9 protein-coding genes are annotated in these 11,466 nt (G+C 62.7%); 3 read left to right on the top strand and 6 right to left on the bottom strand.

What is annotated here, in order from left to right:
• Positions 1-30 precede the first annotated feature (30 nt).
• A complete protein-coding gene (locus tag VGG89_04650) occupies positions 31-1,986 on the top strand; it encodes a serine hydrolase domain-containing protein (protein ID HEY1975805.1) in 1,956 nt (651 codons plus the stop codon).
• A 24-nt stretch (positions 1,987-2,010) separates the two neighbouring features.
• Here the strand turns inward: VGG89_04650 and VGG89_04645 are convergent, their stop codons facing one another.
• A complete protein-coding gene (locus VGG89_04645; protein ID HEY1975804.1) occupies positions 2,011-2,820 on the bottom strand; it encodes a hypothetical protein in 810 nt (269 codons plus the stop codon).
• Positions 2,821-3,230: 410 nt separating this feature from the next.
• Here VGG89_04645 and VGG89_04640 point away from each other — a divergent pair, with 410 nt between their 5' ends.
• Together VGG89_04640 and VGG89_04635 are read left to right on the top strand one after the other, a co-directional pair.
• Positions 3,231-4,466, top strand: a complete 1,236-nt coding sequence (locus tag VGG89_04640) for an ammonium transporter (GenBank protein ID HEY1975803.1) — start codon at positions 3,231-3,233, stop codon at positions 4,464-4,466.
• A gap of 224 nt (positions 4,467-4,690) precedes the next feature.
• Positions 4,691-5,323, top strand: a complete 633-nt coding sequence (locus VGG89_04635) for a hypothetical protein (GenBank protein HEY1975802.1) — start codon at positions 4,691-4,693, stop codon at positions 5,321-5,323.
• Between the two features lie 12 nt (positions 5,324-5,335).
• Here VGG89_04635 and VGG89_04630 read toward each other — a convergent pair whose 3' ends face one another.
• The 5 genes from VGG89_04630 to VGG89_04610 all read right to left on the bottom strand — a co-directional run bounded on the left by VGG89_04630 (position 5,336) and on the right by VGG89_04610 (position 11,443).
• On the bottom strand, positions 5,336-5,968 hold the full coding sequence (locus tag VGG89_04630; GenBank protein ID HEY1975801.1) for a hypothetical protein: 633 nt from the start codon (positions 5,966-5,968) through the stop codon (positions 5,336-5,338).
• Positions 5,969-5,974: 6 nt separating this feature from the next.
• Positions 5,975-6,946: a hypothetical protein gene (locus tag VGG89_04625; protein ID HEY1975800.1), complete on the bottom strand. Its 972-nt coding sequence runs from the start codon at positions 6,944-6,946 to the stop codon at positions 5,975-5,977.
• Between the two features lie 12 nt (positions 6,947-6,958).
• Positions 6,959-7,906 carry a hypothetical protein gene (locus VGG89_04620; protein ID HEY1975799.1) on the bottom strand — a complete coding sequence of 316 codons (948 nt, stop codon included), beginning with the start codon at positions 7,904-7,906 and terminating at the stop codon, positions 6,959-6,961.
• On the bottom strand, positions 7,903-10,491 hold the full coding sequence (locus VGG89_04615) for a pitrilysin family protein (GenBank protein ID HEY1975798.1): 2,589 nt from the start codon (positions 10,489-10,491) through the stop codon (positions 7,903-7,905). The genes VGG89_04620 and VGG89_04615 overlap by 4 nt, the downstream gene beginning before the upstream one ends.
• A gap of 82 nt (positions 10,492-10,573) precedes the next feature.
• On the bottom strand, positions 10,574-11,443 hold the full coding sequence (locus VGG89_04610) for a hypothetical protein (protein HEY1975797.1): 870 nt from the start codon (positions 11,441-11,443) through the stop codon (positions 10,574-10,576).
• Between the last annotated feature and the right edge of the window lie 23 nt (positions 11,444-11,466).

Here is an 11,466-nt window from a genome sequence, read left to right as displayed (position 1 = left end):
TTTTTTGGCCATCCCGAGAAATACGCCAAAATGCTGGCTATTCTTCTGGCTCTTGCCGGACAAGCGGCTTCCGGCCCCTCGCTAACGCCGCCGCTTCATCCGGCCGCTCAGGCCGCGGCTCCCATTCCGGCTGCCCGCGGCACCGCCGCCCCGATGACGCCCGAAGATTTGAGCGCCTTTTTCGACGGCATTATGCCGTACGCGATCCATCGCGACGGCATCGCGGGAACCGTGGTGGTCGTCGTCCGCGGCGATCGCGTCCTGTTCGCGAAGGGGTACGGCTACTCGAATCTTGAGAAGCGAACGCCCGTCGTTGCCGATCAGACCATGTTCCGGCCGGGGTCGGTTTCCAAGCTGTTCACGTGGACGGCCCTGATGCAGCTCGTTGCGGCCGGCAAGATCAACCTCGACGCCGACGTCAACACCTATCTGGATTTCAAGATTCCGCCGAAGTTCGGAAAGCCGATTACGGTGCGCAACCTGATGACGCACACGCCCGGCTTCGAAGAGACGATTCTGGATCTCTTCGTGGATAAGCCGGACCAGCTCTATCCGCTCCGCGACTATTTGATCAAGCGGATGCCCAATCGGATCTATCCGCCCGGAACGGTCGTTGCCTACTCGAACTACGGCGCCGCGTTGGCCGGCTACATCGTGCAGCGCGTCTCCGGCGAGCCGTTTGCCGAGTACGTCCAACGCCACATCTTCAACCCGCTGCGCATGACGCGCGCGACGTTCGCGCAGCCGCTGCCCGAGCAGTACGAACCTTTCATGTCGCTTGGATATCATACGACGGCCAGCGACAAGCCGACGCCGTTCGAGTTGGTCGAAGCCGCGCCGGCGGGCGCGCTATCCGCGACGGGCACCGACATGGGGCGCTTCATGCTCGCATATCTCAACGGGGGCGCCTATCAGGGCGGCAACATTCTCAAGCCCGCAACCGTCGCGCAGATGTGGACGCTGCAGGTTCGTCCCGCGCCGAATATTTTGGGGTTCGATCTCGGGTTCTATCAGGAGAATCGCAACGGGCTCGAGATCGTCGGGCACGGCGGCGACACCGGCGTCTTCCACAGCGATCTGCACCTGCTTCCGGCGCAGCGCGTCGGCTTCTTCATGTCGGTCAACAGCCTGGGCTTACCCGGATCGAGCGAAGCCGTTCGCCAGCAAATCTTCCGCGGCTTTCTCGATCGCTACTATCCTTACACCGCGCCCCAGCCGCCGACGCTACCGACGGCAAAGGCGGACTCCGCGCGGGCGGCGGGTTGGTACACGAGCAGTCGCCGTGCCGAACGCGCACTGCGCATCTTCTACGCGTTAGGCCAATCCGGCATCACCGCCAATCCCGATGGAACGATCGAAGCCGGCGGGCTCGTCGATCCGGCCGGCAATCCGGTGAAGTGGCGCGAGATCAAGCCGTTTTTCTACCAGGAAGTCGGCGGCCAAACGCACCTCGGCTTCGCGCTTGCATCCGACGGCACTCCGGTGTCGTGGGCGGTCGACGACATCAACGTCTTTAGCTTCCAACGCGTCACCGGCCTGACGGCGCTCGGAACGCTCAAAGTCATGCTGCTCTGCTTCATCGCGATCCTGATCGTCTCGCTGCTCATTCGACTGGTTGCGTGGATCGCGCGCCGAGCGCTCAAGCTGCGGCTCGAGCTCTCGCCGGCGGAACGATGGGTGCATCTCGCGGCACGCATCGGTGCCATCGCGTTTCTCGTCGCGCTCGCCGGGTGGGTCGTCGCATTGTCGAACGAAGAGGTTCTCCTCTCACCGTCGCTTCTACCGATCATGATCGTGCTCTACGTCATCGGGATCGTCGCCGTGCTCGGCGCGATTGCCATGGTTGCCGAAGCCGTCATGCGCGCTCGCGGCGGACCGGGAGGCTGGCTCGTGCGCGGCGGCGAGATCGTCGTCGCACTCGCCGCGATCTACGGCATTTGGTTGCTCGTCACGTTCGGTCTAGTCAGCTTCGTCACGAACTTCTAAGAGCCGCTTGGGCGCTACTATTCTTTAGGTCAGCGGGACGCGCAACGCAAGGACGTCCGAGACGATAACGAGGACGGTCGCGATAACGTAAGCGACGAAGGCGCACCGCAGAAATACCGTCTGCTGCCACCAGTTTCTCGTCTTGAACAGCCACAGAAGGAGGATGCCTACACCCAAGGCCGCGGCTACAATAAACGGGACTCGTGACGCCGGCAGTAGCGCGTGTGCGTCGACCATCGCCAACAAGACAAGCAATCCGATCAACAGCGTCTGAGTGGCGACGTAGAACGGATGCATTCCTCGCGGCGCACGATTGACGTCGGCCTCGCGCGTTTCTAGTGCCGCTACGGAGATCGAGAGCAGCGCTACATAGAGAATGCAGACGGCAAAGGCGAGTGGTAGAAACGGTGGCGTAGGAAACGTGCCGCTCACCGTGCGTTCCGTAGGGTCGACGTCGCGCTGCAGCGCATTCATCGCCCTAGCTAAGGGCGCAAACGTGACCGAGCGAAGGTCGACAATCTGGTCGGCAACGTAGACGTGGCTATCTTGCTCGTAATCAATCGGCCGCGGCGGCTCGGGCGCGATCTGCGCGTCTATGAAGCCTCGCTGTCTGAAAAACGCGACTGCAAGAGACCGGGCTCGATCGCGCTTAGCTTCGGCCCCTGTGCCGGTCCGAGCGACCCCCGTTACCCAGACGTTCGTCTGCAGCGACGGGCTGACTGGATCGGTTGCGAAGATCGCCCCGCGGTGCAAGACGACGACCAAAACTCCCGCGATCATCACGATGCCGGCGATCACGACCGCGATAGGAACGACGCGCGAAACTTGGTTCAACTCTAGGGTCGGTCTCCCCCGCGCGCGCCGCGGTGACGGTCGAGCCGCGAGTTTACGGCCACAAAACCGTCACGCACCTCCCGCTCGATCCGATCGAATCGCTCGTCATGAACGGCAAATCCGTCACGCATCTGCCGCTCTAGCCGGTCGAAGCGCGTGTCTTGAGCAGAAAGGCGAGCGTCGAAACTCGCCTCGATGGAGGCACACCGTGCCTCTATCGAATTGAAACCCATCTCCGTGGCTTCACGCAGGGAGAGTACCGCCTTGAGGACCTCGTCATGCCCGTGCATTAGCGCAGCGTAGTGCTTGGACGTCACCGGCATGTTTCCTAGAGATAACCTCCATTTGGCAGGACCACAAGGCGACGGCAGAGGAGCCCCTTGTAAACGTCATTCTACGGAGGCGCTTCTATGGGTACCCCTCCCGTTGCGTTGAATATCGGCAACACCGGTTTCATGTTATTGTGTGCGAGCCTCGTCATGCTTATGACGCCGGGGCTCGCGTTCTTTTACGGCGGGCTCGTAGCTCGGAAGAACACCCTAACGATCATGATGCAGAGCTTCATGTCGCTGGGCTGGACCACCGTGCTGTGGGTCGCCTTCGGCTACTCGATGTGCTTCGGACCCGATATCCACGGCATCATCGGCAATCCGTTCACGTACTTTTTCTTGCGGGGCGTCACGCTCGCGACGATGTTTACCGGCAACGACGCCGGCATTCCGTTGGTCGTGCACATCGCGTATCAGATGATGTTCGCGATCATTACCCCGGCTTTGATCACCGGTGCGTTTGCAAACCGCGTGACCTTCAAGGCCTACTTCTGGTTTCTGACCGCCTGGCTGATCTTCGTCTACTTCCCGTTCGTGCACATGATCTGGAGTCCGGACGGTGCGCTCGCAAAGTGGGGCGTCGAGGATTTTGCAGGCGGTATCGTCGTTCACGCCTCGGCGGGCTTCGCCGCACTTGCGTCGGTGCTGTACGTCGGCAAACGCTACGTCATCGAGAACAAGCCGCATAACGTTCCGCTCATCGCACTCGGCACGGGCTTGCTCTGGTTCGGATGGTACGGTTTCAACGCCGGATCCGAGCTGCGCGTCGATGCGGTGACCGCATCGGCGTTTCTGAACACCGACGTGGCGGCGTCGTTCGCCGCGATCGCGTGGCTGCTCATCGAATGGATCAACGGACATCAACCGAAGTTCGTTGGGCTGCTCACTGGCGCAGTCGCAGGACTTGCGACGATCACGCCAGCGGCGGGTTACGTGTCACCAGTGACGGCGATTATCATCGGTATCGCAGCCGGCATCGTCTGTTACTTTGCGGTTGCACTGAAGAACCGCCTGGGATGGGACGACGCGCTCGACGTGTGGGGCGTTCACGGCGTCGGCGGATGCCTCGGCATCATTTTGCTGGGCGTGTTCGGTGCAACGGCGTGGAACGCCGCCGGTTCGAACGGGCTGTTGCTCGGGAATCCCTCGTTCTTCTTCAAGCAGGTCTCGGCGGCGGTCGTCTGCAGCGCGTGGGCGTTCTGCTTCACGTTTGCAAGCCTGTACTTGATCAACCTCATCACACCCGTCAGAGTCGGCAGTGAAGGTGAGGAACGCGGCCTCGACGCGCAACTGCACGGAGAGGAAGCGTACGTTTGAACTGTAGCCGCACGCTTGCGGCTCTTACCGTCGCGCTGCTCGCATGCAGCGCGACGGTGGGGGCACAAACCACTTCGACTCCGGCTCCGCCACCCGCACCTTCGGCAACACCGGCTCCACCCTCGGATCCATGCTCCTCGATTCTTTCGATCGTAAATCGACCGACGATCGGTACCGGCGTATGTACGGTACGAGCCGGCCACGTATTGGTCGAGACGGGTTACTTGAATACCGTAACGACGGGTGCCGGTGGGGGGAACTCGAGCGCTTGGGGAGCTTCGCTCTTGCGCTTCGGCACCGACGACTCGCACGTAGATATCGAAATCGCGCCGCCAAACCGAAGCTATTCGTCGCTGGGCGGAACGTCTGCCAACGGCTGGAGCGACGCCGGCTTCATCGCGAAATACGAAGGCGGATATAACGCCAACGCACTTTGGGGCGTCAACGCGCAGGTAACGGTGCCCAGCGGCAACCGGGCTTTCAGTGCCGGCGGTCCGCAGTATACCGGAAACTTCAACTGGGGATACACGCTCTCGCCTGAGTTCGCCGCAAGCGGAACGCTCGGGTTCAACGCGCTCAACGGATACAACGCCGCGGGCACGACGCAAGGCTACTTCGCGTTCATCCCGACCCTCGAGCTGACGGCGGCGATTCCCGGTTCCGGACAACTTTTCGGCGAGTACGCGTACTTCTCGCAAGCCGGCCTCGGCCTCGGCAGCAAGAACGAGTTCGACTTCGGCCTCGAACACCAGCTCGGCTCGCACGTGCTCTTCGACGTGGAATACGGCTTTACGCCCACCGTTCTCGGCGGACAGCAGCAGCATTACTTTGGCGCCGGACTATCCTTTATGAACTAGACCCTGGGCGAGCTAGGGGTGCGGCGAGTTGCAAACCTTGACGACGGCCATGATCGCGATTCCGGCGCTATCTTCGAGCGCGCCGATCTGCGTTCGCGCAATCTGTAGCAAGGTCGCCGGACTTCCGACCGGCGTTTCGATGGTAGCCTTGGCCGGGTCGTTTTTGTCGCGAAAGTCGCCCGGCGCGTTGCGATCCGGGCTGAAGTACGACTCGCCGTTGGCTTGGGCCAGATCTTGAGCCTGGATGTATCCCTCGATCACGTTGAGCGCGTTGACTTGATGCGACGCGACGGCCTGCAGGCGCGATTTCATGAGCTCTTCGGAAGCGACCGTCGCCGGATCGTCATTTTGCGGAAATTTCTGTCCGAGCAACTGCGTGACCGCGTTCAAGTTCACCGCTATGGATTCGGTAAGGCTGCGCAGCGTAACGCGGTCGCTTTCGTTGGCAATGAGCGCGCGATTTGCCCGTTCGAGCAAGTTGTCGTTCTTCATCAGCCCCGTGAGTGCGGGCTGCACGGCTTGGTGCAGCGACTGACAGAGCACGGTGGATGCCGGGTGAGCCGCGGAATCGGCCATCGCGGCGCACGGTAAAACCCCGAGCAAGCCGGCGGAGAGCATGGCGGCAGCGAGCTGGCGACGCCTCACACCCGTTCAACGCACCGGGTTGGGGGACTGTGACGGTGCCGGAGACGAGGGCGCGGGCAATGAGCCGTGCACTTGCGCGCGGCTCCAAACGTTGATGAGCTCTCGGGAATAGTCGAGGGCGTTAGGGACCGGCGTTGCAAACGGCCCCGGCGTCGCCGCGACCGCGGGATTCTGCCAGGTCGTCCCGTCGGCGTACGTGACGCTCACTACGGCACAGGCCGACGGATCGTCGAAGCTGCTGTACACCGTCGCGTGCGCGTCCGCCGGTATATTGGCATGAATTGCATGTTCGATCTTCACGTTCGGCGTGAACGCACCGGAATCGGTAAAGTCGACGCCGCCTCCTCGATACGGCGCACGGAACACGATTTGCCGGACGACTTGCTGACCGGTATTGCGAAAGTCCACGCCCATCGTGGCTCTTCCCCAGAGCCGATAGCTGCAGCTGGAGACCTCGATGCCGCCGGTAGCGACCGGCGCCGGCTTGAGTGCTTTGGCTCCGAGGCCATACGAAGCGGCGACCGGTATGCGAGCGTGCGGCGGCGTGACGTTCGGATTCGTCCACGTATTGCCGTTGGCGTCGGCGGCCGAGACGATCGTGCAGTTCTCGGGATCCTCACTGCCGGCATAGGTCGTGAACTGATTCGGCGATACCATCGGATCGGGCGCACTCGGATTGCCGAACCGCAAGGCGATCAAATCCGCCAACACGTTGCCGGCGCTGACGTGATCTTTGCTGGCTTTGTAAAGAACGAAGTTGTCGACCGGCACGTCGGGCGAAAACGTGCCGTTGTCGACGAAGTCGACGTAACCGTCGCCGTAGGCAGCGCGCCAAACGACGGTCTTGTAGACGTTCTCCGAGGTATTGCTAAAACGCACGGCGAGGCCAACCTCGTTTGTCTGCGGGACGAATACCGTTCCCGAAAAGGTCTGGCACGAATACACGTGGATGAGCGGAGCTAAGACGACGGCGAGCATAGCGGTTCGCGGCTAACGCGGGCAGAGGGAGCGGATGGCATGTATGGCGTCGGCGTCGTCCGATTGGTTAGCGGGCCGGCTGTACAGCGCGAAATACCCTTTGCCATCCTTCACGGTAACGGCGCCCGCGACGTCGACCGGTCTTTTATCGCGTAAACCGTGCACTTCGATCGACACGCCGTCGAGCGTTCCGCCACACAACGAAAGCGGCGCGCGGCGCAGCACCGTTGGATCGGCCAGCATCTTGCTCAAATAATACGTGACGCCGTACGAGAGCCCGCGGTGCTGCTGCATCGGGAGCTCCATCACCCAAATGACTTGCGTCGGGATGGAGTTGGCTTTCGGAAACAGCAGCCATGAGGCGTATCCGCGCTGCGGCGGTTCGAGGTAGCCGACGTCCTGTGCCGCCCAGTTTGCGGGCGCATCCATCGGCGGCGACGCAACGCGTCCGGCGGGATCGCGCGGCGGGCAAAGAGTCGCGATGGATGCGCGGCCTTCCGGTGACGCACCCGGGTAGCCGGGATACGAATACGCTGCAACGTACGCCCGCGCCACCGTTACGCCGTACACGATCGTGAGGCCGCCCCCGCCGGCGTCGTTGTAAGACTGCGTCCAACCCGCGACTCCATCGCAGAGCGGCTGCGCGCCGCTCGACAGCAGCGAGAAACCGGATCCGCGCGAAAATCCGCGGCCATAGTATCGCACGAAGTCGTGGAGCGATAGGCCGTAACTCGGCATCATATCGACGGTCACTTCTTCGCCCGCACTTCCGCCGTGCGTCCAATCGCCGAGGCGCCGAAACGATAGGTTTGATTCGATCCTGTGCAGCTGCCACGTTTTGGGAACCGCGATGAATCCATAGTCCCGTACCGGAATCGCCGTAGCGACGGGTACCGGCGACGGCAGGGTCGAGGGCGATGGGCTTGCAACGAGCTGTGCGAGCAGCAGCGATGCGATCACGATCCAGGCTCCACGATGACGCGCAAGAAGTGGTCCGGGCGCAGCAGGGTGCGCATCGCCGCTTGCACCTGCTGCGGCGTCGTCGCCTGCAGTTGCTTCCAGAAGAGGTCGGATTGTTTGGCCGTCACCTCGTACTCTTGATCGTCGACCAACTGCCTTGCGATGCCCCCGTAGCTGGCCAGCGGCAGCACGCGGTCGGCTAAGAGCACCGCCTTCGCGCGCTCGAGCTCGACGTTAGCCAACGGTGCATTCTGCATGCGCCTGATGACGCCGGCGGCCGCGGCCTGTGCGCGATCGACGTTCTTGGGATCGCTGGCGTACGAGATCGAAAACGTCGCGCCGTCATCGTCGACGCTGACGTCGGAATCAACCGAGTAGACGAAGCCGTCGTGCGTTCGCAACTCGCGAAAGAGCAGCGAACCGGTGCCTTCGCCCGAGAGCATCGTGTTGGCCAAGAGCAGCGGCACGTATTGCGCGTCGGCCTTGTGCAAGGCAACGACTTGCTTGAGCGTCACTTCCGACTGCACCGAGCTCGGCGACTTGACGGTGATCGTCTCGCGCGGAGCGGTTCGTTGGTGCAGCTTGGGATACTGGAAATCCGGCCGCTTGCCAAACGCCTTCCAGTCGCCGAAGTATTTCTTGGCCACCGCGACTGCCCGATCGGGCGTCACGTCGCCGACGATTGCGATCGTCGTCAGGTCGGGCCGGTACGCAAACGCATACCAGCGCTCGACGTCGCCGCGCGAGATCGTTTCCATCGATGCCACCGTCGCACGCCGGCGCCGCGGATCGCCCGGCGGATAAAGCGCGTTCTTTTCGGCGATAGCAGCCTGGCTTGACGGAAGCCGTTCGGCCGCCGCGAGCACCGCTGCCGTGCGGCTTTTCTCAACGTCGAATCCGGATTGCGGAAAGGCCGGGTGCATCGTGCCGTCGGCGAGCAGCTGCATGCCGCGATCGAAGTCCTGCGACGCGACCGACAGCGAGAACGACGTTCCCAACGAGACGTTGGCGGCAATTGTGTCGGCCTGCGCCTCGTACGCTTTGCGATCGTAGCTCGTGGTTCCCCACGGCATCAGCCCGCTGGTGAGATCCGCAACGCCCTCGCGTCCGGCGGGCTCGTAGAGCGAGGCGTCGGTTTGGATATCGCCTTCGACCACGACGGTGCTCGAAACCGACTCGGGTCGAACGACAACGGTCAGGCCGTTGGGGAGGTGCGCGGTCGTCACCGATCCGGTTTGCGGAAAACGCAGCGGTGCGGCGAGCGCCGACGACGCCCACGCGGGCAGCGGCTGCTCGGCAATCGATGCGTAACGCACGTTTTCGGATCCCGCGTTTCGATCGACCTGTGCGGCAGCCTTAAATCCCTTGGGCGACAGCAGCGCCGTAATCTGGTGATCCGGCGAATAGTAGGTTCGCAGCGCACGGTTCACATCGTCGTCGGTGGCTTTGGTAATCGCGTCGTACGCAACGTCGGGGCTATCGCGATGCAAGCCGATGGCGTTCGTCCACAAGAACGCCAGACCCGAGATCGATGCACCGCTATAGAGCTGATCGTTGAGCAGGCGCAGCTTGGCCCCGGCAACGAGATCGGGCGGCAATCCCTTCGTGCGATATCCGTCGAGAACACCGGCAATGAGCGCGGAGGCGTCTTTGGCCGACGAGCCCGGTGCGGGAATGCCGATCAGCGACGAAAAGCCGGCCTCGGGGAGGATTGTCGAAATGTCGCCTCCGGCGAGCAGCTTTCCGGACGCGGAGAGATCGGCAAGCTCCGTTCTTCCGCTATTAAAGACCTGATCGATGATCCGCACCGCGCCGTGATCGGCCTCATTGGCTCCCGGGGTGCGATACATGAGCGCCGCAATCGGCACCGGCAGATCGGCCGAGTCGGACACGGTCGTCGCAGCTAACGGCGCGAGCGTAAACGGCGTTCGCGCGGGGAGCGTGACGCTTGGGATCGCGTCGAACTGGCCGCGGACTTGCGCCACGACGGCGTCGGGATCGACGTCGCCCGCGACGATGAGCGTGGCGTTATTGGGATGATACCACGCGCGATAGAACTGCAGGATGTCGCCGGCCGTCATCTTTTCGAACGAGTCGACGCTACCGACCGTGTCTTGCGCGATGGGGCTATCGCCGTAAAAGAGCGTGCGGAGCTTTCGACCGATCGCATAGCCCGGAAGACTCTCGTGAGCGCGCACTTCTTGCTCGATCGCCTTGCGCTCGGTGGTCCATTCCGACTCGCGCATCGACGCGCCGGTCATGCGGTCGGCTTCGAGATGCAACGCAACGCCGACGTACGATGACGGCAGCGTGAAATAATAATAGGTGAACTCGTTCTCGGTCGCCGCGTTGTACTGCGCGCCCACGCGATCGGCGATCTCGGCAAACTGCGCCGCCGAAACGCCGGACGTTCCGCGATACATCATGTGCTCGGTGGCGTGCGCCAAGCCCGGAATCGTGTCGTCGTTGGAGCCGACGCCATATTCCATGACGACGGTCGCGACGGGAGCGAGCTTGTTGGGAAGCACAACGACGCGCATGCCGTTGGCAAGCACTGTAGAAAGTGCCGCGGCGAGAAGAAACATGGAGACCTTCCTAGGAAAGCAGTCGAGCGTTCCCAGCTTTGTACGAGAGGACGACCTTTTTCCTCGGTACGAAGGTCCCGGCTTACTCCGGTGCGCGCACGATGCGCCGCCCGTTAAACGTAAAATACGCTACGCTGTCGCCGGTCTGCATCATGATACGGCCGTGCTGCAAGCGCACGGTCACGCGACCGGACCCCTGACCGCGGATGAGCCCAACGAAGCGCGGCTCCTCCACATCGCCGGTGCGGACGTAGAGCAAGCCGTACTTGACGTCGCCGACGTCTTCGGTCGTACTTACGGGTACGACGAGCACGGTGCCGCGGCCGTTGGCTAGCGGACCGGTGCTATCGGCATCAAAGACCGTGCACCCCTTCGGATAACCGCGCACTTCGACCGTTCGGTCGAGACCGCCGCAACTGCCTTTTACGCCGACTTTTAACTGCTTGTTGCTCGTCACGAGCAAAAACGCGTTGTGAATGACGGCGACTGCGGACGGAACCGGCGACGGCGACGCGCTTGCGGTCGGCGCGCTGGTCGCAGAGGCGGTCGCAGCAGGCGACGGCGTCGCGGTCGGTTCGGGCGATGGCGTCGCGGTCGGGTGTTTGGTCGGCTTCGGCGTCGGTGGAGGCGGTGTTCGCGGCGGCGGCGTGTTCGGCGGCGGCGTGTGCTTCGGTGCTTTGTACGGCGGCAGCGTCACCACCGCAAAGGCCGACGGCAAGGCCTGCGGCTGCTGCGTCTCCGTTTTAATCTGCGTTGCCGATCGCCACTGCGCGATCATCGCTCCCGCAAAAGCAAGAATAACGAGCGCGCAGCCGGCGATCGCAACGTAGAACGCCCGCTTTGCTTGCGGCGACTTTTGGCGACGAGCATGCGTCGGACCGGTCGCATACGTGTCCGCCATCGCGTCCTTGAGCGCTTCGAACCGCTCTCGGTCATCTTCGGAAGGTGGCATCCTCGCTTCGTTTTCCCATCAGG

The organism is Candidatus Baltobacteraceae bacterium (assembly GCA_036488875.1).
Classification (GTDB): Bacteria; Vulcanimicrobiota; Vulcanimicrobiia; order Vulcanimicrobiales; family Vulcanimicrobiaceae; genus JAFAHZ01.
Note: the sequence above shows the minus strand (reverse complement) of the source record. Positions and strands in the feature narration are given on the sequence as shown.